Annotated in this window: 25 protein-coding genes and 3 tRNA genes; 19 read left to right on the forward strand and 9 right to left on the reverse strand. The window is 55.5% G+C overall.

Annotated features, from left to right (window positions below; translation table 11 throughout):
- Window positions 1–84: 84 nt before the first annotated feature.
- Complete coding sequence (locus tag Q8O73_RS18730; protein WP_305559724.1) at window positions 85–981, reverse strand: DMT family transporter; 897 nt, start codon at window positions 979–981, stop codon at window positions 85–87.
- Between the two features lie 128 nt (window positions 982–1,109).
- Between Q8O73_RS18730 and Q8O73_RS18735 the strand changes: the two genes are divergently transcribed.
- The 4 genes from Q8O73_RS18735 (at window position 1,110) to Q8O73_RS18750 (ending at window position 4,952) form a co-directional block, all read left to right on the forward strand.
- On the forward strand, window positions 1,110–2,081 hold the full coding sequence (locus Q8O73_RS18735; protein ID WP_305559725.1) for an AraC family transcriptional regulator: 972 nt from the start codon (window positions 1,110–1,112) through the stop codon (window positions 2,079–2,081).
- Between the two features lie 61 nt (window positions 2,082–2,142).
- Window positions 2,143–2,949 carry an AraC family transcriptional regulator gene (locus Q8O73_RS18740; RefSeq protein WP_305559726.1) on the forward strand — a complete coding sequence of 269 codons (807 nt, stop codon included), beginning with the start codon at window positions 2,143–2,145 and terminating at the stop codon, window positions 2,947–2,949.
- A 52-nt stretch (window positions 2,950–3,001) separates the two neighbouring features.
- On the forward strand, window positions 3,002–3,910 hold the full coding sequence (locus Q8O73_RS18745; protein ID WP_305559727.1) for a DMT family transporter: 909 nt from the start codon (window positions 3,002–3,004) through the stop codon (window positions 3,908–3,910).
- 34 nt (window positions 3,911–3,944) lie between these two features.
- Complete coding sequence (locus tag Q8O73_RS18750; protein ID WP_305559728.1) at window positions 3,945–4,952, forward strand: adenosine deaminase; 1,008 nt, start codon at window positions 3,945–3,947, stop codon at window positions 4,950–4,952.
- Here the strand turns inward: Q8O73_RS18750 and Q8O73_RS18755 are convergent.
- From Q8O73_RS18755 to Q8O73_RS18765, 3 genes are read right to left on the reverse strand one after another with little or no spacing between them, the layout of a single operon-like run.
- Complete coding sequence (locus Q8O73_RS18755) at window positions 4,919–5,866, reverse strand: alpha/beta fold hydrolase (protein ID WP_305559729.1); 948 nt, start codon at window positions 5,864–5,866, stop codon at window positions 4,919–4,921. The genes Q8O73_RS18750 and Q8O73_RS18755 overlap by 34 nt on opposite strands.
- Window positions 5,867–5,913: 47 nt before the next feature.
- The gene (locus Q8O73_RS18760; RefSeq protein WP_305559730.1) at window positions 5,914–7,200 is read right to left on the reverse strand and encodes a carboxylesterase; all 1,287 of its coding nucleotides are present in this window, start codon (window positions 7,198–7,200) and stop codon (window positions 5,914–5,916) included.
- Between the two features lie 58 nt (window positions 7,201–7,258).
- Window positions 7,259–7,663 (reverse strand): OsmC family protein, encoded by a 405-nt coding sequence (locus Q8O73_RS18765; RefSeq protein WP_305559731.1) that lies wholly within the window; start codon window positions 7,661–7,663, stop codon window positions 7,259–7,261.
- A gap of 176 nt (window positions 7,664–7,839) precedes the next feature.
- On the opposite strand from Q8O73_RS18765, the gene Q8O73_RS18770 reads away from it, so the two are divergent.
- The gene (locus Q8O73_RS18770) at window positions 7,840–8,184 is read left to right on the forward strand and encodes a hypothetical protein (RefSeq protein ID WP_305559732.1); all 345 of its coding nucleotides are present in this window, start codon (window positions 7,840–7,842) and stop codon (window positions 8,182–8,184) included.
- Window positions 8,185–8,340: 156 nt separating this feature from the next.
- Window positions 8,341–9,999, forward strand: coding sequence for a diguanylate cyclase domain-containing protein (locus tag Q8O73_RS18775; RefSeq protein WP_305559733.1), 1,659 nt, complete (start codon window positions 8,341–8,343; stop codon window positions 9,997–9,999).
- A 105-nt stretch (window positions 10,000–10,104) separates the two neighbouring features.
- Here Q8O73_RS18775 and glnA read toward each other — a convergent pair whose 3' ends face one another.
- Both glnA and Q8O73_RS18785 read right to left on the reverse strand, forming a co-directional pair.
- Window positions 10,105–11,514, reverse strand: coding sequence for a type I glutamate--ammonia ligase (gene glnA, locus Q8O73_RS18780; RefSeq protein WP_305559734.1), 1,410 nt, complete (start codon window positions 11,512–11,514; stop codon window positions 10,105–10,107).
- Window positions 11,515–11,579: 65 nt separating this feature from the next.
- A complete protein-coding gene (locus Q8O73_RS18785) occupies window positions 11,580–11,918 on the reverse strand; it encodes a P-II family nitrogen regulator (RefSeq protein WP_007091888.1) in 339 nt (112 codons plus the stop codon).
- A gap of 336 nt (window positions 11,919–12,254) precedes the next feature.
- Here Q8O73_RS18785 and Q8O73_RS18790 point away from each other — a divergent pair, with 336 nt between their 5' ends.
- Entirely contained in the window at window positions 12,255–13,424 is a 1,170-nt protein-coding gene (locus Q8O73_RS18790; RefSeq protein ID WP_305559735.1) for an aminotransferase, read from the forward strand.
- A 57-nt stretch (window positions 13,425–13,481) separates the two neighbouring features.
- Here Q8O73_RS18790 and Q8O73_RS18795 read toward each other — a convergent pair whose 3' ends face one another.
- Window positions 13,482–14,480, reverse strand: coding sequence for a Gfo/Idh/MocA family protein (locus tag Q8O73_RS18795; protein WP_305559736.1), 999 nt, complete (start codon window positions 14,478–14,480; stop codon window positions 13,482–13,484).
- A gap of 230 nt (window positions 14,481–14,710) precedes the next feature.
- On the opposite strand from Q8O73_RS18795, the gene Q8O73_RS18800 reads away from it, so the two are divergent.
- Together Q8O73_RS18800 and pyrC are read left to right on the forward strand one after the other, a co-directional pair.
- Window positions 14,711–14,787 (forward strand) — tRNA-His (locus Q8O73_RS18800).
- A gap of 136 nt (window positions 14,788–14,923) precedes the next feature.
- Window positions 14,924–15,976 (forward strand): dihydroorotase, encoded by a 1,053-nt coding sequence (gene pyrC, locus Q8O73_RS18805; RefSeq protein WP_305559737.1) that lies wholly within the window; start codon window positions 14,924–14,926, stop codon window positions 15,974–15,976.
- Between the two features lie 17 nt (window positions 15,977–15,993).
- On the opposite strand, the gene Q8O73_RS18810 is transcribed toward pyrC, so the two are convergent.
- Window positions 15,994–16,788, reverse strand: a complete 795-nt coding sequence (locus Q8O73_RS18810; protein WP_305559738.1) for a putative metalloprotease CJM1_0395 family protein — start codon at window positions 16,786–16,788, stop codon at window positions 15,994–15,996.
- Window positions 16,789–16,915: 127 nt separating this feature from the next.
- Between Q8O73_RS18810 and Q8O73_RS18815 the strand changes: the two genes are divergently transcribed.
- Window positions 16,916–17,755 (forward strand): DUF547 domain-containing protein, encoded by an 840-nt coding sequence (locus Q8O73_RS18815; protein WP_305559739.1) that lies wholly within the window; start codon window positions 16,916–16,918, stop codon window positions 17,753–17,755.
- A 17-nt stretch (window positions 17,756–17,772) separates the two neighbouring features.
- Here the strand turns inward: Q8O73_RS18815 and Q8O73_RS18820 are convergent, their stop codons facing one another.
- On the reverse strand, window positions 17,773–17,994 hold the full coding sequence (locus Q8O73_RS18820) for a hypothetical protein (protein WP_305559740.1): 222 nt from the start codon (window positions 17,992–17,994) through the stop codon (window positions 17,773–17,775).
- A gap of 310 nt (window positions 17,995–18,304) precedes the next feature.
- Here Q8O73_RS18820 and Q8O73_RS18825 point away from each other — a divergent pair, with 310 nt between their 5' ends.
- The 9 genes from Q8O73_RS18825 (at window position 18,305) to Q8O73_RS18865 (ending at window position 25,638) form a co-directional block, all read left to right on the forward strand.
- Window positions 18,305–19,237, forward strand: a complete 933-nt coding sequence (locus tag Q8O73_RS18825; RefSeq protein WP_305559741.1) for a DMT family transporter — start codon at window positions 18,305–18,307, stop codon at window positions 19,235–19,237.
- 152 nt (window positions 19,238–19,389) lie between these two features.
- On the forward strand, window positions 19,390–22,173 hold the full coding sequence (gyrA, locus tag Q8O73_RS18830) for a DNA gyrase subunit A (protein WP_305559742.1): 2,784 nt from the start codon (window positions 19,390–19,392) through the stop codon (window positions 22,171–22,173).
- Window positions 22,174–22,184: 11 nt separating this feature from the next.
- Window positions 22,185–22,712, forward strand: coding sequence for a pantetheine-phosphate adenylyltransferase (coaD, locus tag Q8O73_RS18835; protein WP_305559743.1), 528 nt, complete (start codon window positions 22,185–22,187; stop codon window positions 22,710–22,712).
- A gap of 66 nt (window positions 22,713–22,778) precedes the next feature.
- Window positions 22,779–23,309: a peptidylprolyl isomerase gene (locus Q8O73_RS18840; protein WP_305559744.1), complete on the forward strand. Its 531-nt coding sequence runs from the start codon at window positions 22,779–22,781 to the stop codon at window positions 23,307–23,309.
- Between the two features lie 166 nt (window positions 23,310–23,475).
- Window positions 23,476–23,551 (forward strand) — tRNA-Lys (locus Q8O73_RS18845).
- 148 nt (window positions 23,552–23,699) lie between these two features.
- Window positions 23,700–23,775: transfer RNA gene (locus tag Q8O73_RS18850), tRNA-Lys, on the forward strand.
- Between the two features lie 190 nt (window positions 23,776–23,965).
- Complete coding sequence (locus Q8O73_RS18855) at window positions 23,966–24,838, forward strand: MotA/TolQ/ExbB proton channel family protein (RefSeq protein WP_305559745.1); 873 nt, start codon at window positions 23,966–23,968, stop codon at window positions 24,836–24,838.
- A 9-nt stretch (window positions 24,839–24,847) separates the two neighbouring features.
- Window positions 24,848–25,237, forward strand: coding sequence for a biopolymer transporter ExbD (locus Q8O73_RS18860; RefSeq protein ID WP_305559746.1), 390 nt, complete (start codon window positions 24,848–24,850; stop codon window positions 25,235–25,237).
- Window positions 25,234–25,638 carry a biopolymer transporter ExbD gene (locus tag Q8O73_RS18865; protein WP_305559747.1) on the forward strand — a complete coding sequence of 135 codons (405 nt, stop codon included), beginning with the start codon at window positions 25,234–25,236 and terminating at the stop codon, window positions 25,636–25,638. Before Q8O73_RS18860 ends, Q8O73_RS18865 begins: the two co-directional genes overlap by 4 nt.
- The last annotated feature ends 2 nt before the right edge of the window (window positions 25,639–25,640 follow it).

Consider the following 25,640-nt stretch of genomic DNA (forward strand, 5'->3'; position numbering starts at 1 on the left):
TCCCTGAACTGCAATTGCCACAGTTTAGGGCAGGGGCCCCAGGTCCGCTGGCCAGATTCGGACCTGTACCCCGGCCCACAGGGATCAAATGGCCGGGGCGGTGATTTTACGGCGGGGCAGGCGGGCAAAGATCGAAATATTGCCCAGCAAAATCAATAACAGCCCGCTGGCTCCGGTCAGGGTCCATTGATACCCTTCCAGATAAGTCGATACCGTCAGGGCCACCACCGGAAACAGCACGGTGACATAGGCCGCCCGGCCAACCCCGACCCGCCCGACAAGGGCAAGATAGGCGACAAAGGCAATGATCGATCCGGGAATGGTCAGATACAGCAGGGCGGCAATATAAACCGGATCATCGGGCATCACCGGTGCCTTGCCGCGCAGCAGGGCAAAAACAAACAGCAACGCCGCCCCATAAAACATGCCGCGTGCCACGGCATCGCGCATCGGCACATTCAGGCTTTGCAATTTCACCGAAACCAGATTGCCGGTGGAAAAACAGGCCGTCCCGCCAAGCGCCAGCAACAGACCGATCACCGCCTGCGGATTATGGGACAGGGCGGCAAGCTGATTGGCAAACAGACAGCCGATTCCACCCAACCCGAAAGCCGCGCCGAGCGCAAAGCGCCAGCCGGGATTCTTGCGGTAAAATATCCAGTTGCCCAGTGCGTTAAACAGGGTCGATGTTGTAAAAACCACGGCGACGATGCCGCTGGCGATATAAGCGGTGGCACTGTACATCAGGATGAAATTCACCCCGAACAGACCGCATCCCATCAAGGCGATCCACGGATGCACCCGCCAGTCCAGCGGCCGCCATTTGCGCAGCAAGACCAGCCCGCCCGCCATCAAAATGGCGGCCAGCGCAAACCGGTAAAAAATGGAAATTTCAATCGGAACCGGCCCGATCTGAAGTTTGATCGCATACCAGGTAAAGCCCCAGCAAAACGTCACAATGGCAAATAACAGGGCGGTCATGTCAGGCATTATCTCCGGCACGAATACAAGGATGATGCCGGTATAGCCTGTGGCGGGCCTGCTGGCTTTCACGCTCTTGCGGGCTTTATCACAATCTTGCGCAAAAACAGGCGGCAAGGGTCCGGGCGATGGAATGCATCCTTTGCAAATCATCGGGGCCGGTGCGAAGATGGGGACCGGATATTTTAACGGCAAGTGAAACCATGTCGGGCGGGCGATACGAAAATTACGAGGTCTTTAACCAGCTGATCGGCGATGCCAAGCTGGTATCGGCGGGCGATTTTGGCGATGCGGTATCGGCGGCGCACTGGCGGCGCAAGGCCGATATCCATACCCGCTATGACGACCCCGATCACCATACGCTCAGCCTCTATGTCAATGGCGGGACGGAAATCCGCCGTCAGATCGGCGCGGATCCGCTATCGGGCGGCGGGCCGGGCCGCTGTTGCCTGATGCCCGCCCATGTCACATCGGACTGGCTGGTGCGCGGCGAGGTCGAATTGTTGCATCTCTATATCCCGACCGCTGCCTGGGACCGCGCCGTTGTTGAAACGCTCGATATCGATCCCTCCTCGGTGGTGCTGGATGAAAAAACCTTTTTCGTCGATCCGCTGATTGAAACCACCGTGCGCCATGCCATCCTGCCGCTGGACTGGCACGCCCCGGCGGACCGCATGACGGTATCATCGGCCGGGCAGATGTTGCTGGGCCATTTGCTGGGCCAATACAGCACACGCGGCCAAATCCGCCTGATGTCACGTGGCGGACTGGCACAGGGAGTCAAACGCCGGATTGTCGATTATATCGAGGCCAATCTGGATCAGTCCTTGTCGCTGGAACAACTGGCCGCACAGGCACAACTCAGCCCCTTTCACTTTGCCCGGATGTTCCGGCAATCGGTGGGCGAGGCCCCGCATCGGTATGTCTTGCGCCGCCGGATTGAAAAGGCCCGCGACCTGATGCGGACCGGCGATATGCCGCTGGCGGAAATTGCCGTGGCCTGCGGTTTTTCCAGCCAGTCGCATCTGACCACCCGCTTTGTGGCCTTTACCGGCATCACCCCGGCACGGTTTCGGGCGGTTGCGGCCCGTCAATTGTAATTGTCGTTTGGCAATGGCCTGCGATAGGGTGTGTTCTTGTGTTTTATCAGGGCCGCACCCCATGCGATCAAGTTTCCGTCATTACCGCGCCGAAGCCGCCAGCCACAGCCATGATGATTTTCATCAGGTGATTGTGGCCGATCACGGCGCGCTTGACCTTGAAATCGAGGGCCGCGGCGGGCAGGTGGCAGGACGCCAGATTGCCTTTATCCCGGCGGGCGACCGCCATGCCTTTCGCGCCGAGGGGATGAACCGGTTTCTGGTGCTCGATATCGATATCCGGTTGGCAGCCGATAGCGGGATCGAAGCCCTGTGGTGCCGCGCCGGACGGGTGCCTTATTTGCAGGCCAGCACCTTGCGTCCGATCCGGATGGGGGATGTGACCGGTTTGCAGGATCAGGCCTTTGATGGCCCGGAAATGACCGGGTTTTTGTGCGATTTATTATCCGGGGCCGAGCCGCAAATATCGGGTTTGGCCGCATCGCCGATACCCGATCATTTGCCGCCCCGGCTGGATCGTCTGTTGCGCTGGGCGTCGGCGCGGCTGGCCGATCCGGTGACGGTGGGCGATATGGCGCGGATTGCGGCCCTGTCGGAAAGTGCGCTGTTTGCGGCGTTTGGGCGCTATCTGGGCACAACGCCGATGCGCTGGATGGCGGAACAGCGATTGCGTCTGGCCCATGATGTGTTGTGCGATCCGCATCATATGATGGCATTGGGCGACGTCGCCATGCTGGCCGGATTTCAGGATCAAAGTGCGTTTTCCCGCGCCTTTGTCCGGCGCTTTGGCCTGTCGCCCCGCGCCTTGCGCCAACAGACCCGGCAAGGGATTATCCCGCGATCAGGAGTTTCGGCACAGACGATCTGACCGGCGCAGGGTAAATTACGGTTATTATTGTTGATAATACCGGAACATTTTTATGCCGCTGATTGATCCCCGTACCCGCGCCACCCTGATTGGCACCATCGCCGTATTGTTGTGGGCGCTGTTGGCCCTTTTCACTACCGAAGTCAGCAATATCCCACCGTTTCAACTGGTCAGCCTGTGTTTTGGCGTGGCGGCGATTTTTAGTGCGATGTGGATATCCCGGCGTGGTGTGGCGGCCTTCGCCGCCTTTCGTCAGCCGGTTGGTGCCTGGGTTTTGGGTGTCGGCGGGCTGTTTGGCTATCATTTCTTTTATTTCGTGGCGCTGGCCAATGCGCCTGCGGTTGATGCCAGTCTGATCGCCTATTTATGGCCGTTATTCATCGTGCTGTTTTCCGCCCTTTTGCCCGGTGAAAAATTACGCTGGTATCATGTGGCCGGGGCGGTTTTGGGCCTTGCCGGGGCGGTGGTGCTGGTCAGCAAGGGGCGCGGTCTGGCCTTCGATCCGGCCTTTGCGCTGGGATATGGTGCGGCGATTGTCTGTTCGCTGGTCTGGTCGGGCTATTCGGTGCTGAACCGCCGTTATGGCAAGGTGCCGGTCGAGGCGGTCTGCGGCTTTTGTGCCGGGGCGGCGATTTTGGGTTTTGTCACCCACGGTCTGCTGGAAATCTGGATGATGCCCGATGCACGGCAATGGCTGGCGATCTTGGGGCTGGGCCTCGGCCCGGTCGGGGTGGCGTTTTTTGTCTGGGATTACGGCACCAAACACGGCGATATTCAGGTTCTGGGTGTCTCATCCTATGCCGCCCCCTTGCTCAGCACGATTTTGCTGATCCTTTTTGGCCGGGCAGAGGCGACGATCAGCGTTGTGATTGGCTGCCTGTTGATTGTCGGCGGCGCGGTACTGGCATCAAAGAATTTGCTGCGGCGTAAAAAAGGTGACGCTGTGAAGGCTTCGGGCTAGAAGGAATGATTGTTTTTTAGCCCGGATCGTCATCATGACATTGCATATCCCCAAGGCCGAACTGCATCTGCATATGGAAGGGGCGGCAACGCCTGATCTGGTGCGGATGTTTGCCGTGCGCAACAATATCACGCTTGATGCCGGTTTGTTTGATGCCAATGATCGGTATGTCTGGTCGAATTTCACCGAATTTTTAAACAGTTTCGACGGGGCCAGCCGGGCGATTTGCACCCGGCAGGATTATGCCGATCTGACATACAGCTATCTGACCGAACAGGCGAAAATCGGCGCGTTGTATGTCGAGATTTTCTGTTCCCCGTCCCATGCCGCCGAAGCCGGATTGTCATTCGACGATCATTTGCAAGGTGTCGCCGACGGGATTGAGCGGGCCGAAAAGCACAGCGGCATCATGGGCCGCATCATCATGACCTGTGTCCGCCATATGGGGCCGGATCTGGCCGTACGGGTGGCGCAACAGTCGGTCGATTGCGGGCATCCCTTTGTGGTTGGTTTTGGCATGGGCGGCAATGAAAGCCTGTATTCGCAGGAAGCCTTTTATCAGGCCTATAAAATTGCCGCCGATGGCGGGCTGGGTTGCACCACCCATGCGGGCGAGGTCGAAGGACCGCAAAGCGTGTGGGATGCCATTGATAAACTGCCTGTCACCCGGATCGGCCACGGGGTCCGGTCCATCGAAGACCCGAAACTGGTTGAAACCCTGGCGAAGCGCGGCATTGTTTTGGAAGTCTGTCCGGGGTCCAATATCGCGTTGTCGGTTTATCCCGATTATGCCGCCCATCCTTTGCGCAGGCTTTATGATGCAGGGGTCAGGGTCACTTTGGGGTCGGATGACCCACCGTTTTTCCACACGACTTTGGCCGCAGAATATCAACGTGCGCAGGATGTGTTTGGCTTTGACGACGCGCAATTGACCGGCATCACCCGCACCGCCCTTGAGGCTTCCTTTGTCGATGTCGATACCAGGGCACGGTTGCTTGCGAAACTTGATCAGTTATCCGGTGTTGTTGTCCATGCCGGATGATATTGCCGCAGATGGTCGTCAAAATGGTGCCAGAACCGGGCGCGGATATCGTCGCGTTCCTGAAGGATTTCATGACGGGAATTGGGGATGTCATGTATCTGCACACCGGGATGACCGGCAAACAGATCGCGGGTGACACGGTTATTGACCACCTGATCCTTTTCGGCCAGCAGGATCGAGACGGGCGGTAAGGCCGCATCGGGTGACACCCGGTCCCCTAGCATCGCCTGGGCGCGGAAACAGGCATCCAGCCATCCGGCAGACACCCCGCCAATCATCAAATCCGGGTTGGCCTGTAAACAGGCGACATTGCGGTCATAGCGTCCGCGATCCGATGTCAGCAGGTTATTGTCATTATAGGGCTGCAAGGGCGATAACAACCGCTGTCCGGGCAGGAATTGGCGATCAAAGCCATAACGGCACAACCCGCCCGATATAAATTGCGCCAGAATGGCCATCCAGTCGGCCCCGCCCAGCCCGAAAAACGGTGCGATCATCAGGGCAGAGGCAAAACGACCGGGGTTTTGGTGCAAAATTTCCAGCCCGACCAGCCCGCCGGTCGAATGGGTCATCACCATGTCGCAGGCAAGGCCATGATGATCATGGATATGGGTCAGAATGGCATGGGCGTCGGCCACATAATGGCTGATATCGGCGACATAGCCCATATTGCGGTCAGCCACTTCGCGGGCAGAACCACCCTGACCACGAAAATCAAAAGTCACACAGCCCAAACCCCGTTCGGCCAGTTCAACCGCCGTTTCGTCATACCGTTCAATGAATTCGGCCCGTCCCTGCAAAATCAGGACATGGCCGGTGGCCTGCGGTGGCGTGTGAATACCATAGCGCAGTCTGACGTTGCGTCCCGTCTGGGCCGGATCGGCGTCGCAATGGTGGATGTCAAACGGCGTCACGCGCAACCTTTCGCGATATTATGTTGCCTTGTTTGTGATGGCGCAGGTCAGGCATCCGGGGCCAGTGACTGTTTGATGAAAACCACCATCTTGCCCATCATGCCACCAAAATCGGGGTTGAAAGTCCCGCGTCGCAAGGTGCCCGGTGTGGCAGAATCCTTAAGGTTCAACTCGCCATAAACCGTGTTTTCGCTATCGGACTGGCAGGTGGCGCGCAAATCCGCTTCTTCGTAATGGGTACAATTGCGATAAAGGCCATCAAGGCCGTAATGCGGGTTTTCCGGGCGCATTGTCATGGCGGTGTGGGCATGGTTCAGGGTGCGCCAAGTGTCATTGGGCGAGTCAATCACATCAATGCCATCGCATACAGGCTGATTGGCGATATCGGGTTCGACCCCCTGATACCAGATCATCTGACGCTGCGGGTTTACGACCTTGTTGCAAAAAAACTGCGTGGCAAGATCGGGCTGAATGGTGCGGTCATCGGAACTGACGGCCATAAACACCGGAATGTCGACATTCGGCAGACTGTCGTCGCGAAAGGGGGTGGTCAGAAGATGAAATTCGGCGGCGGCATTCATCGCCAGTGATTCATATTTGGCGGCATCGCGATCTTCGTCGGTGCCGACATAGGATTGCACATAACGGACATAAGGTGTTAGCCACGCCATATCGCTGCGTGCTGCAAAACCGGGGGCCAGCAGGATCAGGGAGGATGCCCGGCGACCATTGCTGATATCGGCATAATCGCGGGTAATCAGGGCGGCCCCCATCGAATATCCCACCGGAATGATGGTGTCGATGTTGCTGTCAAAACTGTTCATGCCATAGCGTACCGTGGCCCGCCATGCGTCATGATCGACCTTTTTAAGGTCGCCCGGCACCGTGCCATGACCGGGCAAAATCACACTATGCAGTGTGGAACAGGGAAAGGCATCATGCAGGGAATCGCGGATATCGGTCATCAAATAAGGCCCGTCGGACAAGCCATGCACCAGCAAAAAACCAACCCCTTCGCCCTGTTCACGGGTGCCGGTTTCCCCTGCGCAGCGCCCCTCATCCGGTTTCACGGTATTGGGGGCGCGCAGATCGACAACTTCTTCAAGACTGTAATTGCCAAAGGGCCGACCTTCGGGGGAAAAGCGCAGATCGCGCAGGCGGTCCGTAAGGATCGTGCGGCTTTGCACGACGTAGGTGTCAAAATCCACCCCTGCATCGGGCGTGGCAATGCCGCCGGGGGGCGGGTCATGTCTCACCGGGGTATCGCCACAGGCGGCAAGGGTCGTCGTCAGGGCGAGGATCGCCAGTCTGCTTTTGAAACCAAAAAGAGCCATCGGATATTTCCTGTCCTGTTACGTACGGGCCGAACCTTGCCGTCCATATGCGAGGTGCCTATGAGAGGATTTCCCAGCTATGGGTGATGTCGCAGGCCTTTGATAACATGATCGATGCCGAACAATATTTTTCCGCCGACAATTCAACCGCACGCGCCAATTTGGTTTCGTTCAGGTTATCGCCGCGTGCCTTGAAATGCAGATGAATTTTGGTAAAAACCTTGGGGTCGGTTTCGGCGCGTTCAGCAGAAACCTCGGCCTCGACATCCAGAACGTTTTCGCGGCCTTTTTTAAGGATATGCACGACATCAATCGACGAACATCCGGCCAGACCAAGCAACAGCATTTCCATTGGGCTGGGACCTGCGCCATTTTCGCGGTCGCCGTCCATAATGATACCGTGGCCACTGCCGCTGGTGCCAACAAATGTCAGATTTTCCAGCCATTTTACCCGTGCTTGCATTTGGGGAACTTCCTTTGGTGGGAGTTGTGAAGATGTTTATGCTCTATCCCTGATTGCCGGTGCGATCAAGGGGGCTGATTGTCCGGTCTGATCCGAAAACAGTTCTCTCGCCGGGTAACAAGAGGTAGGATAAGGTACAGATAACAAATACCTGTGGGATATAGAAGGAGGTCAGGATGACGCAAGATACTGTCCGCGCCAAAAGCCGGTTTACGATTGCCATGGAGCATGTCCTGCGCGAGGTAAACCATGAAGTCATCGGACCTGCCATTCCCAGACTGACGGTGGATGATGTCCTGCCGCTGATTGTGTCGGTGGCAAGATTGCGGTCAGAATATCTGCAATATGCATTTCAGATGGTGGGAGATGGCAAAACCCGTCATCCGACAACCGATGAAGTCATCAAATTACGCGAATTGCGTGAGGCCTATCAGGAAATTCTGGCGGCATCGCGTGAACTGGAACATTGCATTGACCGTGGATATATCGATCTGGCGACCGAACCGAAAACAGACCATTGACGTCGCTTGTCTGTAAGGATAGTGACATAACCATATTGTATCGGAACATATCCGGACAGATATGACATTAATGAAGACCGCAAAGACGGTTATCATCGGGACAGAGCACAAGCTGTTAAAAAAGGGAGCGCACCCGCAGGGAGCGTTGTTTGTGCATTGTCGGTTACTCCTGAAATTATTGCGACCGCAGGTCTGAGCCGCGACGGCATTATTTTGCTGTCGTCAGCCGATCATACCCTGCTGCATGCCAATCCGGCGGCAGTCAAAATGCTGGCCGGGCTTGAGGCGACTCTCAAAACCGGCACATCGTTAAAACATTTTCTGGCCAATCTTGCCAAAAATGCCGATTTTGCGCCTGGCGATGCGCAGGATTGTGTGCGTCAGGCTCTGGCCGACATCACCAAAAATATGTCTGGCGATTTGCCGGGGTTCGTGTGTGACGGGCATCGGGTGTCATGGCGCCGGGTTGTGGGGCCCGGTGGGACGGTTGCCCTGTGCCTGCGCGAGGAAGGCCGTGCCGATTTGCTGGCCCGGGCCCTGTCGGAACATAAATCCTTTATCGAACATCTGATCGAGGTTTTGCCGATTCCGGTTTATCTTAAAAATACCGATGGGGTGATCAATCGATGCAATACGGCTTTTGCCGATTTGATTGGCAAGGCGGTAAAATCGGTGATCGGCCAGAAATCAAGCGCGGTAACGCCCAAAACCCTCGATGATGTCATGACCAACCATGAAAGACCGTTATTGACGCAGGTTGGGCATGTCCGCGACGAAATCACGTTCGAGCGGGATGGCGCGGAAACCATTGCCCTTTTTGCAGCCTCGACCCTGAAAGCCCCCAGCGGGGCGATTGGCGGCACCATCGGGTCGCTGGTTGATATTACGTCGCTTAAAAAAGCCGAGGCCGAAGTGGCCGGGGCAGCGTCGCGGCTGATTGATATTTTGCAAAAGGCCCCGGTCGGGGTTGGCATTTCAGCACGCGATGATGGCACATTTCTGTTTGGCAACCGCTGCTTTAACGAATTGCTGGCGGTTGAAGACGGCGAGGATACGGCGAGTGACAGCATTTTGCTGTCGGAACGCTACCGCGAAAAAAGTCTTCAGGAAATGGACATGCTGGGCGAATTGCATGATATCGAAATGCGGATTCGCCGCCCCGGCATGAAAGAAGCCCGTTGGCTGAAAACATCGCTGGAACCGATCAAATTCGAGGGTCGCGAAGCCGTCTTGTGGTGGGTCAGCGACATCACCAAACAAAAAATGGCGGCGCGCGAACTGCATGCCAAGGCCAATAATGACGAACTGACCGGGCTTGCGAACCGGGCGCGCTTTATGCAGAAACTCAATCATTGTGAATCGGTGCTGCGCGGTACCGAAACCCCTGCAGCGGTGTTTTTGCTAGATCTGGATGGGTTCAAGGAACTGAATGACCATATGGGGCATGCGGCAGGCGATTGGGTTCTGACGGAAACCGCGCGCCGTATGGTGCGGGTGGCGCGGCGTGCCGATGAAGTCGCCCGTCTGGGCGGTGACGAATTCACATTGCTGTTTATTAATAAAGGTGGCGAAACCGAAATGGCAAAAGTCGCCCAGGATATTCTGAACGCCCTGTCCGAACCGTTTATCTGGGAAGGCCATGATTGCCATATCGGAGCGTCGCTGGGCCTGTCGGTTTTTGATGGCGGTTATTGTGATATGAGCGAACAGCTGCGCCGGGCGGACAAGGCGATGTATGCTGCCAAATTTGCGGGCAAGGGTTGTTATCGGATTTATCAACCCGGTCTTGAAAATGATCAGGATTGCGAGGCATAGCATTGACACCAGTGATATCACCGACAAGGTGAAGCACTCATGCAAAACGCCCGGCCAGATGGCCGGGCGTTTGTTTTCGCATCCAATCTTTTCGCAGGGAAAAGATCAGCCGCTGTAATACATGTCGAATTCGACCGGGTGCGGTGACTGTTCAAAACGAATGACTTCGGCATATTTCAACGAGATATATGCGTCAATCAGATCATCGGTCATCACATCGCCCTTCTTGAGGAAGTCGCGATCCTTGTCGAGGCTCTGAAGAGCTTCGCGCAACGAACCACACACGGTCGGAACTTCCTTGAGTTCTTCCGGCGGAAGATCATAGAGGTTCTTGTCCATGGCTTCGCCCGGATGGATCTTGTTTTCGATCCCGTCAAGACCGGCCATCAACATGGCCGAGAAGGCCAGATACGGGTTGGCAAGCGGATCGGGGAAGCGAATTTCAACGCGCTTGCCCTTCGGCGACGCGGTGTAGGGAATACGACAGGAAGCCGAACGATTGCGGGCTGAATAAGCCAGCAGAACCGGCGCTTCAAAACCCGGAACCAGACGCTTGTAGCTGTTGGTGGTCGGGTTGGTGAAAGCGTTCAGCGCCTTGGCATGTTTGATGATGCCGCCGATGTAATACAGCGCCATGTCCGACAGGTCGGCATAACCGTTACCGGCAAACAAAGGCTTGCCTTCGTGCCAGATCGACTGGTGGGTATGCATGCCCGAACCATTGTCGCCGAAAACCGGTTTCGGCATGAAGGTTGCGGTTTTGCCATACTGATGGGCAACCATCTGGATGCAGTATTTGTAGATCTGAACGGCGTCGGCATGTTCCAGAAGGGTACCAAAACCAATGCCCAGTTCGTGCTGTGACGGCGCAACTTCATGGTGGTGCTTTTCGCAACGCACGCCCATTTCGTTGATGTAATTGACCATCTCGGCACGGATGTCGTTGGCGGCATCCACTGGCGGAACCGGGAAATAACCGCCCTTCGGTCCCGGACGGTGGCCGCGATTGCCGCCTTCAAATTCGGTACCGGTGTTATAGGGGTCTTCTTCGGAATCGATGGAATAACCCATGCTGTCGCCCGAAGTGGTCCAGCGGATGTCATCGAACATGAAGAATTCAGGTTCGGCACCGAAATAGGCGGTGTCGCCAATGCCGGTCGATTTCATGTAAGCCAGCGCACGCTTCGCGGTCGAACGCGGGCAACGCTCGTAACCCTGGCCAGTAGACGGCTCGATGACGTCACAAATGAGGATCAGGGTCGGGTGCGCGGTAAACGGATCAACCACGGCGGTCGAGGGATCGGGCATCAGAACCATGTCTGATTCATTGATCTCTTTCCAGCCCGCAATCGACGAACCATCAAACATGATGCCGTCAACAAACACGTCTTCGTCGATCGTGCAGATATCCTGCGCGGTGTGCTGCCATTTACCTTTGGAATCGGTAAAGCGCAGATCGACAAACTGAATGCCTTTTTCTTTGATCAGCTTAAGTACAGAAGCAGCGTCAGACATGATGCAACCCTTTAAATTCTATAATAGTGAACGCAAGACGAGCAGAAAAAACAGATAACAACCGATCAGATCGCGTCGTTACCCCGTTCGCCAGTACGTATGCGGATCGCGTCCTCAAGCGAGGAAACGAAGATTTTACCGTCACCGATACGTCCGGTGTGTGCGGCTTGCTGGATCGCTTCGATCGCACGCTCAACCAGCGTGTCTTCAACAACGATTTCCAGTTTTACCTTCGGCAGAAAGTCCACCACATATTCGGCGCCGCGATACAGCTCCGTATGGCCTTTCTGACGACCAAAGCCCTTGGCTTCGGTTACGGTAATCCCTTTGAGGCCGATCTCCTGAAGGGCCTCTTTGACCTCGTCAAGCTTGAACGGCTTGATGATGGCTTCAATCTTTTTCATTAGCGCCCTCTGCCTTGTGCGAGAGTTGCGTGGAACTCGGACTGTTCTTTAGCATGCCCCGTGCCAGTTTGGGGCAATTTCCGCATATTAGGGAGTCTCGTGGCGAAAGCCCAGAAAAACCCCCGGCTTTTTTGTGAAATATGCCTCGTCGATGATTGTGTTTTAGGCATGTTGATTAAAAAAAAGGCAGCCGTCCGGATTTGAGGGGATCATTCTCGTGCATAAGGGTCTGGTCATGCGCCATCGGACATGGCAGAACGAAGAAAATGCAGGCAAGCCCGCCGGGAATCCGGTGTGGAAAATATGCGTCACGATCAGCAGATAAGGATAGCTTTGATGTCGGATTTTATTGGCAACCCCCTGTTTGCATCCGGGGGTATCACCATTTTCGAGGTCATGAACGAACTGGCGAAAAAGCACAACGCCCTTAATCTGGGGCAGGGGGCGCCAGATACCGATGGCCCCGCCGATATCCGACAGGCTGCCGCCGATGCCATCAGGACCCATTCGAACCAGTATCCACCCTTGATGGGTATTCCGGCGCTGCTAGAAGCTGTGGCGGATCATAATAAACGTTTTTATGGGCTGGATATCGATCCGAAGCGTGAAGTCATGGTGGCGGTAGGCGCGACCGAGGCACTGGCCGATGTGATTTTGGGCCTTGTCGCGCCGGGGGACGAGGTGGTGCTGATCGAACCGCTTTATGACAGTTACCTGCCGATTGTGAAACTGGCGGGCGGGATTCCCAAACTGGTGCGTGTCACCCCGCCGCACTGGGAATTGCCGCGTGAAGAACTGGCCGCCGCCTTTTCCGACAAAACCAAGCTGTTATTGATCAATTCGCCGATGAACCCCTGTTCCAAGGTGTTTTCCGATGATGAATTGCAATTTATCGCCGATCTTTTGATCAAGCATGATGCCTATGCCCTGTGTGACGAGGTTTATGAACATCTGGTGTTTGATGGCCGTAAACACCGACCTTTGATGACATTTCCGGGCATGCGTGATCGCTGTGTTCGCATCGGATCGGCGGGTAAAACCTTTTCCCTGACCGGTTGGAAAGTCGGCTATATCACCGCCTGTCCGAAACTGATGGAACCGATTGCCAAGGCGCATCAATTCCTGATTTTTACCGTGCCGCCGGGATTGCAGTACGGGGTGGCTTATGGCCTGAACAAGGATGACAGTTATTTTTCCGGCTTCACCGCCGAGATGCAGGCCAAGCGCGATTTCCTGATGAAAGGCCTGAAAGAAGTCGGCTTTGATGTGCTGGAGTCCCAGGGGACCTATTTTATCACCTGCGATTTCCGGCCTTTGGGATTTGACGGCGATGATGTCGCCTTTTGCCAGCATATGATCGAGACGGCCGGGGTGGTGGCGATTCCGGTTTCGGCCTTTTATCAGAAAGGCGATGTCCGCCATTTCGTGCGCTTTTGTTTTTGCAAGCGCGAGGAAATGATGATCGAGGCGATTGCCCGGATGAAAAAGGCGTTTTCGCGAGCCTGAAAAGTCAAGGGGCGCTGTGGCATCGCAGCGCCCCTTTTTAGACGAGTGCGCAATGGATTATGCCACCATTTCCCAGCTTCCGGTTTTTGAGGACCGCGCCAGCGCGTCAAGGATTTGCATGTTTTTGATCGCATCCTCAATCGGGTAATCGACGGTGCTTTCCCCGGCAAAAATTGCGCTCGCGGCTTCACCTTGCAATGTATACTGGTTGCACACCGGAAAGCTGATTTCGCGGGCTTCGTCAAAGCCCGGCTGTTTTTGGGTGCCCACCCGGATCACGGCGGGGTTTTCCTGCACGGCGTTGAATGGCAGGATGATTTCAATCCGGCCTTCGGTGCCCAGAATATGGACGCGCTGCACGGCGGCGGACTGTGTTCCGCAGGCAAAGCTGGCCTGAATGCCACTGCCGAAATCCAGAATGCCCGATGCCAGCCGGTCGGTGCCAAATTTCGGGTCCTTGTCGATCAGCGACACCACCCGCACTGGTTCGCGGTCCAGAATATACCGCGGGCCGACCACGCAATAACAGCCGATATCAAGCAAGCCACCGCCGCCAATATCCTTTTTATTGCGCACATTATCCGGGTCGGCATTGAAATAGGTGAAAATGCTTTGGACCGTTGTCACATCGCCGATCTCGCCATTGGCAACGATCTGGCGGGCGTGCTGCCATTGCGGATGATGGCGGACCATGAAGGCCTCCAACACCTGTTTGCCGCTTTTATCGCGGGCGGCAATCAGGCGTTTGGCATCAGCGGTATCAAGCCCAATCGGCTTTTCACACAAAACATGCTTGCCAGCTTCCAGTGCCTTGATCGTCCATTCGACATGCAAATGATTGGGCAGGGGATTGTAAATCGCCTCGATTGTTGGATCAGCCAGCAACTCTTCATAACTGCCATAGGCGCGCGGAATGCGCAATTTTTCGGCGACTGCGCGGGTTTTTTCAAAATCCCGTCCGGCAATGGCCAGAATTTCCAGCCTGTCGCTTTCCTGCATCGCCGGGATGACCTTGTCGGTCCCGATCTTGGCTGTGCTGATCACGCCCCATTTCATGGCTGTCTTCCTTCTATTCTGTTTTCCGGCGGAAATCCCGATGGGGGATGGCGGCCTTTGTACGATATTGAATCGATTTAATCGCGCCATTTTCCCGATGATGCAAGTTGTTCATTGGGGTGGGTCGGGTATTGGCCTGCCCGGTCGTGCGCAAAGGCATGAAACGAAAAAAGTCAAAATATCCGCTTGACGCGGCAGGGTGGCAACGATAAAAACCGCGCCACACGATGGCGGGTGTAGCTCAGGTGGTTAGAGCACCAGATTGTGGCTCTGGGGGCCGTGGGTTCAAGTCCCATCACTCGCCCCATTGTGAAAAGGTCAGGCTGAAAAGCCTGACCTTTTGACGTTTTGGAATGCTTTGCAATTTCCAAATCCGGCGTGATCTGCTAGTTACCCCTTGCGCCTGTGCGCAAGATGTTTCCGGAATAAAAGAGGTCGCCGCCATGTCTGAAAATTCCGCCACCCGCATTACCATCCGCCGTCCCGATGACTGGCATTTGCATTTGCGCGATGGCGACATGTTGCGCGCCGTTCTTCCGGAAACCAGTGCGCATTTTGCCCGTGCGATCATCATGCCCAATCTGGTGCCGCCTGTGATCAAAACGGTCGATGCGATTGCCTATCGTGACAGGATTACCGCAGCGATCCCGACCGGGCATGATTTTACGCCGCTTATGACGCTGTATCTGACCGAGGGAACCGATCCCGATGATGTCGAGGCCGGGTTCAAAGCCGGGGTGATTACCGCCCTGAAACTCTATCCCGCCGGGGCGACGACCAATTCCGCCAGCGGGGTGCGGGATTTTGACAAGGCAATGCCGGTGCTTGAGCGCATGGCCGCACTTGGCATTCCGCTATGCGTGCATGGTGAAGTCACCGATCCTGAAATTGATATTTTCGACCGGGAGGCGGTGTTTATCGAACGCATTCTGGCCCCGCTGCACCAACGCCTGCCGGAATTGCGGGTAATTATGGAACATATCACCACCGAAGACGGCATTGCCTTTGTGCAGGGCAGTGGTGGCAATGTTGCTGCCTCGATCACCACCCATCATCTGATCATTAACCGCAATGCCATTCTGGTCGGCGGCATTCATCCGCATATGTATTGCCTGCCGGTTGCCAAGCGTGAAAAACACCGTCTGGCGCTACGCAAGGCCGCTACATCGGGCGATGAACGGTTTTTCCTTGGTACCGATTCAGCACCGCACACCAATGCGCGCAAGGAAAGTGCCTGTGGCTGTGCCGGATGTTTCACCGCGACCAATACCGTGCAGCTTCTGGCGCATGTGTTTGAACAGGAAAATGCCCTGCACCGGCTGGAGGCTTTTGCCGTCCTGAATGGGCCGAAATTTTACCGCCTGCCGGTCAATGAGGCGACAATCACGCTGGAGAAACGCGATGACGCGGCGGTATTCCCGGCACGGATTGAAACGGCAGAAGGGCCGGTGACTGTATTTGATCCCGGTTGCCCGGTTTACTGGCATTACGCCTGACAGGTCGTTAACGATTTTCAGGATTTGATATTGATGGTCCCGGTTGTTTCGCCAATGCCCAGTGCCGCGCGATAGGATTCAGCCGCCGCAATCGCCTGGGTGGCGATCATGGCGCTGATATTGCGCGATGCGCCCTTGGCGACATTGAAATCAGCAGATGAAGTGCCCGGCACCGATGCCGCCCGGCTGATTGCCGCCTGATTGGCAATGGCGGCCATGCCTTCAAGACCGGGCAAGGCGCGGATGCTGACCTTGCCGCCGGTGGCATAAAGCCGCCCGTCGGGACCGGCGGTGTAACTATAGCTGATCATACCGGCATTGGCCCCGGCAAGGGCCTGATGGCTTTCTTCCTCGCTGCGCACATTGGCATCCCGCGCCGCCAGTTCACGCACCACTTCCTGTTCCCGCGGGGTCAAAAGGTCGGGTGATGCCGCTACCGGGCGGGCATTTTTTGGCAATTGTTCACGGGCATCACGTTGTTGTTCGGTGGTGCCGCGCGGGTCGGGTGGCGTAGCATCGGGCAGGCTGTGTGGATCAACCTGCTGGATGACGGTAACAACCGTGGCGGAACCCAGCAACGGTGTCGGTGCGGTGATTTCACCGAAGGGTGTCGAGCCTGGAAAGGCCGGGCCGCTGCCCAACGGTTGCAGGGAGACCGCTGCAGGGCGGGGCCGTGGCACAACATCTTCACCCGCCGCAGAAGCATCTTGCGACGATGGACTCCCGGTCTGTGGCAGGCCGCGTATTGCGACGATCTGTCCCAATTGGCCGCCACTGCCGGGAATGGTCTGTAGGTTGCCAAGTGTTGTCATGGGATTATGATAGCGCAACTTGCGGTTCTGTGCATCTTTCCAATCATCACGGTGCTTTGATATGACGAAGCGGCAGAAACCGGGATGATGCGGAAACCATATTTGTTTTATCTCCGGGGTCATTGCCGTGTTGTCGCGTTTAATCCTGATCCTGTTGCCGGTTCTGATTGCTTTTCCCATCATTGCACAGGCTGCACCCAGGGCCGATTTGTGGCCGGACTGGCAAGCACATGACGCAACAAATGACGGGGTAATCAATCATGATCGATGGCAGGCGGTGTTGGACCGGCATGTGATACCGCAAGAATCCGGGGCGACGGCATTTGATTATATCGCAGCACAGCGGCAAAGCCGGGGCGCAATTGCGGCCTATATCGACGATATGGCGGCGATTGCGATTGGGACCCATAACCGCGGTGAACAGATGGCCTATTGGATCAATCTGTATAATGCCGTCACGGTGCTGGTGGTGCTGGATTCCTACCCGGTGCACAGCATCCGCGATATCGATATTTCCCCCGGTTTGTTTTCGTCGGGGCCGTGGGGTAAAAAACTGGTGACGGTCGAAGGGCGCAGCCTGAGTCTGGATGATATCGAACACCGGATTTTACGCCCGATCTGGCGGGATGCACGGATTCACTATGCGGTCAATTGTGCATCGGTCGGGTGCCCGGCACTGGCGCAGAAGGTCTTTACGGGGGGTGATCTGGACCGGCAACTGGACGCGGCGGCGACCGGTTTTATCAATCATCCCCGTGCGGTGCGTCTGAATAAAGATGGCACCGCCTTGATCCTGTCACGGCTTTATGACTGGTATCGCGATGATTTCGGGCGCAGTGACCGCGATTTAATTGCTCATTTACGGAGTTTCGCCCGGCCCGAACTGCGTGCGATTTTGATGCAGTTCAAGGGCGGATTACGGGTCAGCGATTACCAATATGACTGGGCATTGAACGATCACCCCTGATGAGAGGCAATTTTGGATCAGCCTGCACTGGCAAGGTGGCCTGCCGGGGCAGCGGGCCATTGCCGGATTGTTGTCGCTGTGCGGGGGCGGGTGGCGTCGCGAAAACGGGGTTTGCGTGTAGCCTGAGAAATCGCCTTGCGGACATCGGCTTCGGTAATACCGTCATAGCGCATCAGGTGATGCACAATCGGATCGGCCAACATGTCTTCGATGGTCAGTTCCTGATCGACATATTTCATGGTTTGCTCGCATGTCGTGGTTTTGTCGTTGTTACGCTTTTAGCGCAACTGCAAATCATTCTCAATAATAAAGATGTGCCGGAATGTCAGAATTCTCGCAAGGCGGCGGATTATGGTTTCAATCCTGTTGTGTCCGGCTGTTGTCGTGTGCTGTCCTTTGATGGGTGCCTTTTACGCAAAAAAGGCGGGTGGTGGTGTGACAATTGCGGGTCTTTTTTCCGGTATTTTCTTGATCTTGGTTCGAGTAGGCCGTAACGCTTTTGTCCGGCCCTATTAAGGCCGGTCTTTGTGGCGAGAATAGGCACCTTTCATGGCGCGTCCGGGAATTCGGGAATATCTGCTTTTGCTCTTGCTTGCCGTGATGTGGGGCAGTTCCTTCAGTTTTATCAAAATCGGCGTGCATGCCTATTCGCCGCTGGTGGTGGCAAGCGGGCGATTGGCGATTGGTGCGCTGGTTTTGTGGATTTTTGTCGCACTGCGCGGTAATGGATTGCCGCGTGGCAGGCGGGCGATGGTCTCTGCTTTTGCGGTCGGATTGCTGGGCAATGCTGTGCCGTTTTTCCTGATCAGTTATGGCGAAACCAAAATCAATGCGGGTCTGGCGGCGATTCTGATGTCGGTGGTGCCCCTGACCACGGTGGCGCTGGCGCATTTCGTCACAAATGATGAAAAACTGACGACCGGCAAGGTGGTCGGCATTATCTTGGGCACGATTGGCGTGATTGTGCTGGTCGGGCCGGAAACGCTTGGCGGGTTGGGCGGTGATCTGCCTTATCAGATGGCGGTGTTGGTGGCGGCAATTTGCTATGCGATTGCCGCCCTGATTGCCCGTAATCTTCGCGACCAGCCACGGGCCGGGTCGGCGGCAGTAATCCTGAGTTTTGCCAGTGTGATGACGATACCGTTTGCCCTGATGCTCGATCAACCATGGGTCATGCCGTGGGATGCGGGCGGGTTTTATGCCATTCTATATCTGGGACTGTTTCCGACCGGTTTGGCGATGTTTTTGATTTTGTTGCTGATTGCGCGGGCCGGGGCCAGTTTTGTCGCCTTTAACAATTATCTGGTGCCTGCGATTGGTGTGGTAACAGGCTTTGTCATTTTGGCGGAAATCCCCGCCCCGTCGAGCATCATGGCGCTGATCATTATTCTGACCGGGATCGCGGCATCGCAAATGCGCCGGAAATCGCGTCCGAAAGAGGCGAAAAATACCGTTGATATTGTTGATAAAAAACAAAAATAAACGATTTTGCGAATTGATGGCAACGGGGGTGTTGTCCCCTGTTGTTTGTGCCGGGCAAACCTGATACTTTCCGGCATCATAAGTCTGCGGGGCGTTCAGTTCTGCGGCCTTTCAATCATTTTTGATTAAGCGTTATAAAGAGGTCTCGGCCTTTGACCATCAAAGCGACCAATCCTGACAGCCGTGATGTTTTCCCGGTTTCCATTGAAGACGAAATGCGCCGCAGCTATCTTGATTACGCGATGAGCGTGATCGTCAGCCGCGCGCTTCCTGATGTGCGTGACGGCCTGAAACCCGTGCATCGTCGTATTCTGTATTCCATGTATGAAAGTGGTTTTGAGTGGAACAAGGCCTATCGCAAATCGGCGCGTGTCGTCGGGGATGTGATGGGTAAATACCACCCGCATGGCGACAGTGCGATTTACGATGCCATGGTACGTATGGCGCAAAGTTTCTCGATGCGCCTGCCCCAGATCGACGGTCAGGGCAATTTTGGCTCGATGGATGGCGACAGGGCTGCGGCCATGCGTTACACCGAAGCCCGTCTGGCCAAGGCCGCGCATTTCCTTCTGGATGATATCGACAAGGAAACGGTCGATTTCCGCGACAACTATGACGAAACTACCCGCGAACCGGCGGTTTTGCCGGCGCGCTATCCCAATATGCTGGTCAATGGCGCGGGCGGGATCGCGGTGGGTATGGCGACCAATATTCCACCGCATAATCTGGGCGAAGTTATTGATGGCTGTATGGCCTATGTCGATAACCCGGATATCACTATCGAAGAATTGATGGAATTTGTGCCGGGGCCTGATTTCCCGACAGGCGCGTTGATTTTGGGCCGTTCAGGCATTTTGTCTGCCTTCAGGACGGGGCGTGGATCGGTTATGATGCGCGCCAAAACCCATTTCGAGGAAGTCCGTCCAGGCCGCGAAGCCATCATTGTGACCGAGGTTCCCTATCAGGTGAACAAGGCAGCATTGATGGAGAAAATCGCCGATCTGGTGCGCGATAAAAAGCTTGAAGGCATTTCGGATCTGCGTGACGAATCTGACCGTTCCGGTGTCCGCATGGTGATCGAACTCAAACGCGATGCCGTTGGCGATGTCGTTTTGAACCAGTTATTCCGTTTTACCGCCCTGCAAACCTCGTTCGGTGTCAATATGCTGGCGCTGAACCGGGGCAAGCCGATCCTGATGGGCCTGAAGGAAATTATTCAGGCTTTTGTGGAATTCCGCGAAGAAGTCATTACCCGACGCACCATTTATCTTTTGAAAAAGGCGCGCGAGCGTGCCCATGTTCTGGTCGGTCTGGGTATTGCGGTTGCCAATATCGACGATGTGATCAAGCTGATCCGTAACGCCCCGGACCCGGCCGTGGCACGTGAACAATTGATGGCAACCAACTGGCCGGCGGGCGATATCATTCCGCTGATCGAACTGATTGCCGATCCCAACCAGATCGGGTCGGATGACGGTTTTTACAAACTGTCCGAAACTCAGGCCCGTGCCATTCTGGAACTGCGCCTGCATCGCCTGACCGGTCTGGAACGCGAAAAGATCGCGTCCGAATTGACCGAACTTGGCGAAAAGATCACAGATTTCCTTGATCTTTTGGCGTCGCGTGACCGCAAACTTGCCATCCTGAAGGACGAACTTCTGGAAATGCGTAATGAGTTTGCCAATGACCGCCGTACGGAAATCGTCGAGTCCGAATTTGAACATGACATCGAAGATCTGATTGCCCGTGAAGAAATGGTCGTGACCGTTTCGCATGGCGGTTATATCCAGCGCGTGCCGTTATCGACCTATCGCGCCCAGCGCCGTGGTGGCAAGGGCCGTTCGGTAATGGCGACCCGCGACGAAGATTTTATTTCCAAGCTGTTTGTTGCCAATACCCATACGCCGGTGCTGTTTTTCAGTTCGCTGGGGCTGGTTTACAAACTCAAGGTGTGGCGCTTGCCGCTGGGTTCGCCACAATCACGCGGCAAGGCTTTGGTCAATTTGTTGCCCTTGTCGGACGGTGAACACATTACTACCGTGTTGCCCTTGCCCGACGAGGAAGAATGGCCGAACCTGCATATCATGTTTGCGACTTCTACCGGCAATGTCCGGCGTAACAGTCTGGCTGATTTCGTCAATGTGAAATCAAATGGCAAGATCGCCATGAAGCTGGAAGAAGACCGGGGCGACAAACTGATTGCGGTTCAGACCTGTACCGATGACGATGATATTTTCCTGACTACCCGTCAGGGTAAATGTATTCGTTTCCGGGTGGCCGATGTCCGCGTCTTTACCGGGCGTAATTCGATCGGTGTGCGCGGTGTGCGTCTGGCCGATGGCGATGACGTGATTGCGATGTCGGTGATCTATGGCAACCACGCGACGATGGAAGAACGCGACGAATATCTGTCGATTGCGGGCAAGCTGCGCCGCGAGGAAATTACGTCGGATAATCTGCCGTTTGAGGTTCTGACCCCGGAGCGTTATCAGGAATTGCTGGCAGGCGATCAGCTTGTGCTGTCGGTGACTGAAAACGGGTATGGCAAACGAACCTCTGCCTATGAATACCGGGTGACCGGTCGTGGCGGGCAGGGTTTTGCCAATATCGAAATGTCGGAACGCAATGGTTTGGTCGCGGCATCTTTCGTGATCGAAGAAGGCGACGAATTGATGATGGTCACCAATGGTGGCAAGGTTATTCGCATGCCGACCCATGACATCCGCATCGCCGGACGCAAGACGCAGGGGGTGACGCTGTTCCGAACCGCCGATGATGAGAAGGTTGTGGCGGTTGAACGTCTGTCCAATCTGGGGGATGCCGGTGACGACGAAGATGGTATCGATGAGGGTGCGGAGAATGAAACGACCGTTGCCAGCGATTTGGAAACCGCCGATGATGGCAACCTGACCGAAACCGGACCCAACGGCGAATAACGGAAAGATTGATGGCGGACAAGCCTGCGACTGATAACCGTGTCGGGATTTATCCCGGCACCTTTGATCCGGTGACCCAGGGCCATATGGACATCATCCGGCGGGCGACGCGTATTGTCGATCAGCTGATTGTCGGTGTGGCGGTCAATATCGGCAAAAAACCGATGTTTTCGGTCGAGGAACGATGTGAACTGGTGCGGGAATCGCTTGACGCGGCGGGGGGCGATGTTGCCGCCCGTACCGTGGTCAAACCTTTCGGGTCGCTTCTGATGCATTTTGCACAGGAAAATGACTCGTCCATCATCATTCGTGGTCTGCGGGCTGTGTCGGATTTTGAATATGAATTCCAGATGGCGGGCATGAATGCCCGTCTCGCACCCCGCGTTGAAACAGTGTTTCTGATGGCGTCGGACAAACAGCAATTTGTCTCGTCGCGTTTTGTCAAGGAAATCGCCCGTCTGGGCGGTAATGTAACCGAATTTGTGCCCCCTGTTGTGTTGCAAAGCTTGCAGCGCAAACTGGCGCAAGAAAAGGAATAGGCGGCTTTTGCCATGCGTCTGATCGGTTTTTTTGCTCTTTTTATTTTAGTTCTGGGAAGTGTGACCATGTCCAACGGTGGAATCCGCAACGAAGCACAGGCCCAGTCCGGCCCGGTTGCGGCAGATCTTGAAAACACCCTGTATCTTGATCTGAAACAGGGGCGCGTTGTGATTGCCTTGCGTCCCGACCTTGCCCCGCGGCATGTGGAACGGATCAAGGAACTGACCCGTGCGGGGTTTTATGATGGCCTTGCGTTCCATCGTGTGATCGAGGGATTTATGGCCCAGGGTGGCGATCCCAAAGGGGATGGCACCGGTGGATCGGGCACCAAATTGCCTGCCGAATTTTCCAGTGAAAAACATGTGCGCGGTACGCTTTCGATGGCGCGGTCGCAAAATCCCGATAGTGCGGATTCCCAGTTTTTCATCGTCTTTGCCGAAGCACCGCATCTGGACGGGCAATATACCGTCTGGGGGCAGGTGGTCGAAGGAATGGATTATGTTGATCAGATCAAAAAAGGCGCATCCTGGGCTAATGGCCGGGTGGCCGACCCTGATCAGATCATCAAGATGCAGGTTGCCGCCGACGCCCAGTAATCCGTCGCGGACTGCTCTGATTTTACAACCGAAAGCCATCCTGATCGGGGTGGCTTTCGCATTTTTGGGTGTCTTTGTGGTGCGATGCTGCAAAAAGTAAAAAATATGAAAATGAGAGGTTGACCCACCGGACATCCCCCGTTAAAACGCCCGTCACCCAGTCGATGGGCCCGTAGCTCAGTTGGTAGAGCAATTGACTTTTAATCAATGGGTCACAGGTTCGAATCCCGTCGGGCTCACCAATAAACCCCTGGAACCGCAAGGTTCTGGGGGTTTATTTTTGCCGCAATCCCGGAAGGGTATGATTGAGGCCATTTTTGTTGGCTTGCAAGGGCAGAACAGGCTTGACCCTGCGGCGTTCCGGCGATAAAACGCCGACACCATGAAAATGGGCCCGTAGCTCAGTTGGTAGAGCAATTGACTTTTAATCAATGGGTCACAGGTTCGAATCCCGTCGGGCTCACCAATAAACCCCTGAAGCCGCAAGGTTTCGGGGGTTTGTCTTTTTCGGAACAGTTCTGCTGTATAACTGCAATGTCGCAAATGCAACCGAGTTGCGATTGCATATTTTGGTTCTTTCCTTTAAGAAGTGCAAATCAGTGTTAGTTGCGTTGCGGGACAGCCCGGCGCAGATCATTATTGCGATCGGAAGAACCATGCCTGAAACAATTTTGCCCTCCGCCTCTGATCTGACCAGCGGTTCGGGAACCGGTCTGGAAACTTTGGCGCAAAGTTCTGTCAATGATCCTGACATGATCCCGCTTGCCAGCGACACCCTTAATCCGGCTGCAGGTGTATTGGGGGATGGGGGAGCGAGTGTCTCTTCGGGCTGGATGCCCGATGCGATTACGACCCTGCCGCTTTATGATCTGATCGACCGGGCCGGGATTGTCGGCTGGGTTCTGTCGGCTCTTGCCCTGATTGGTGTGATGCTGTTTTTCTACAAACTGGTCGGTTTTTTGCGACGCGGGCTTTTTGCCGATGGCTTTGTTCCTGCTTTGGAAAGCCATCTGGTCAATGACGATGCCGTGCAGGCGCAGAAATTGTTGTCGTCCCGTCGTCATCCGGCGGCACGCATTGGTTTGTTTGCGCTGTCGCTGCCGGTTGGGGATGGCGATAACCGTGAGGCCGCGTCCGATTTGATTGCCGCTCGGGCCCGCAAGGAAATTGACGGTTTGAACGGTGGTCTGCGCATCATGTCGGCCATTGCCGTGCTCAGCCCGCTTTTGGGCCTGCTCGGGACGGTTATGGGCATGATCAATGCCTTTCAGCAGATGGAAGGTGCCGGAAGCCGCATCGATCCTTCAGTGCTGTCTGGCGGTATCTGGCTGGCGTTGCTGACGACAGCGATTGGTCTGGTGGTGGCAATCCCGGCAACCGCCCTGCATATGTGGATGCAAAGCATGATCAACCGTGCCGCCGGGGTGATGGAAGATGTTTGTACCCTTGTAGTCAACCGTGCCGAACTGGCGGAACAAACGGTGCCCGGTGTGGTCAATATCACCAAACTGCGACACGCAGCGGAATAAGCAAGGCTCATGCATCTTCGCCAGAAAAAGGGCGACGGCACGCCGATGATCGGCCTGACGCCGCTGATTGATGTTGTTTTCATTTTGTTGATTTTTTTCATGCTGGCGTCGAGTTTTCTGGACTGGCGCGGGTTTGAAATGTCGGTCAGCATCCGCGATGGCAGCACGACCCGACAAAGCGATACGCGGAGCATGACAATTGAAATCGATCAGGCGGGCGGCATAACCCTGAATGGCGAGGTCATTGCGATTACGCGACTGGTGCCGATGCTGCGCGAACAGCCCGACGGGACGAAATTCTATATTCGTCCGGTGAATGGGGCGACGCTTCAGCAACTGGTCAGTGTGATGGACGCGCTGGGCCGGGGCGGTATTGTGAATGTGGATCTGATCGAATGAAACGCCGTATCCAGATCGTCAATGATGATCCGCAACAGGAACCGATGTTGCCCCTGATCAATATTGTGTTCTTGCTGCTGATTTTTTTCATGATTGCGGGCAGTTTGCAAAAACTGGGGCCGTTTGATGTTGACCCGCCCGCCAGTGCGACCGCGACCGCGCAGGCACCCGATACACTGGTTATCTGGGTGGGGCAGGGCGGCGAGGTTGGCGTTGATGCGCCTCAGGGGCGTATCGAAGATGTCTCCAGCCTGCTGCCAACCGATTATGCCGGGCGACCGGTGGAAATTCGGGCGGATCGCGGGGTTGAAGGCACCCGGGTGGTCGGACTTTTAAAACGGTTACAGGTATTGGGCGTAGACAAGGTCCAACTGATGACCGCCGTTGAACCCGAAGAATAACG

This window comes from Thalassospira sp. (genome assembly GCF_030690045.1).
In the GTDB taxonomy this organism is placed as follows: domain Bacteria; phylum Pseudomonadota; class Alphaproteobacteria; order Rhodospirillales; family Thalassospiraceae; genus Thalassospira.

Excerpts from the sequence above, each read along its gene's own strand:
- Q8O73_RS18730 (WP_305559724.1), bottom strand. The coding sequence starts at position 981 with ATGACCGCCCTGTTATTTGCCATTGTGACGTTTTGCTGGGGCTTTACC.
- Q8O73_RS18735 (WP_305559725.1), top strand. The coding sequence starts at position 1,110 with ATGGAATGCATCCTTTGCAAATCATCGGGGCCGGTGCGAAGATGGGGA.
- Q8O73_RS18740 (WP_305559726.1), top strand. The coding sequence starts at position 2,143 with ATGCGATCAAGTTTCCGTCATTACCGCGCCGAAGCCGCCAGCCACAGC.
- Q8O73_RS18745 (WP_305559727.1), top strand. The coding sequence starts at position 3,002 with ATGCCGCTGATTGATCCCCGTACCCGCGCCACCCTGATTGGCACCATC.
- Q8O73_RS18750 (WP_305559728.1), top strand. The coding sequence starts at position 3,945 with ATGACATTGCATATCCCCAAGGCCGAACTGCATCTGCATATGGAAGGG.
- Q8O73_RS18760 (WP_305559730.1), bottom strand. The coding sequence starts at position 7,200 with ATGGCTCTTTTTGGTTTCAAAAGCAGACTGGCGATCCTCGCCCTGACG.
- Q8O73_RS18765 (WP_305559731.1), bottom strand. The coding sequence starts at position 7,663 with ATGCAAGCACGGGTAAAATGGCTGGAAAATCTGACATTTGTTGGCACC.
- Q8O73_RS18770 (WP_305559732.1), top strand. The coding sequence starts at position 7,840 with ATGACGCAAGATACTGTCCGCGCCAAAAGCCGGTTTACGATTGCCATG.
- glnA (WP_305559734.1), bottom strand. The coding sequence starts at position 11,514 with ATGTCTGACGCTGCTTCTGTACTTAAGCTGATCAAAGAAAAAGGCATT.
- Q8O73_RS18785 (WP_007091888.1), bottom strand. The coding sequence starts at position 11,918 with ATGAAAAAGATTGAAGCCATCATCAAGCCGTTCAAGCTTGACGAGGTC.
- Q8O73_RS18790 (WP_305559735.1), top strand. The coding sequence starts at position 12,255 with ATGTCGGATTTTATTGGCAACCCCCTGTTTGCATCCGGGGGTATCACC.
- Q8O73_RS18795 (WP_305559736.1), bottom strand. The coding sequence starts at position 14,480 with ATGAAATGGGGCGTGATCAGCACAGCCAAGATCGGGACCGACAAGGTC.
- pyrC (WP_305559737.1), top strand. The coding sequence starts at position 14,924 with ATGTCTGAAAATTCCGCCACCCGCATTACCATCCGCCGTCCCGATGAC.
- Q8O73_RS18810 (WP_305559738.1), bottom strand. The coding sequence starts at position 16,788 with ATGACAACACTTGGCAACCTACAGACCATTCCCGGCAGTGGCGGCCAA.
- Q8O73_RS18820 (WP_305559740.1), bottom strand. The coding sequence starts at position 17,994 with ATGAAATATGTCGATCAGGAACTGACCATCGAAGACATGTTGGCCGAT.
- Q8O73_RS18825 (WP_305559741.1), top strand. The coding sequence starts at position 18,305 with ATGGCGCGTCCGGGAATTCGGGAATATCTGCTTTTGCTCTTGCTTGCC.
- coaD (WP_305559743.1), top strand. The coding sequence starts at position 22,185 with ATGGCGGACAAGCCTGCGACTGATAACCGTGTCGGGATTTATCCCGGC.
- Q8O73_RS18840 (WP_305559744.1), top strand. The coding sequence starts at position 22,779 with ATGTCCAACGGTGGAATCCGCAACGAAGCACAGGCCCAGTCCGGCCCG.
- Q8O73_RS18855 (WP_305559745.1), top strand. The coding sequence starts at position 23,966 with ATGCCTGAAACAATTTTGCCCTCCGCCTCTGATCTGACCAGCGGTTCG.
- Q8O73_RS18860 (WP_305559746.1), top strand. The coding sequence starts at position 24,848 with ATGCATCTTCGCCAGAAAAAGGGCGACGGCACGCCGATGATCGGCCTG.
- Q8O73_RS18865 (WP_305559747.1), top strand. The coding sequence starts at position 25,234 with ATGAAACGCCGTATCCAGATCGTCAATGATGATCCGCAACAGGAACCG.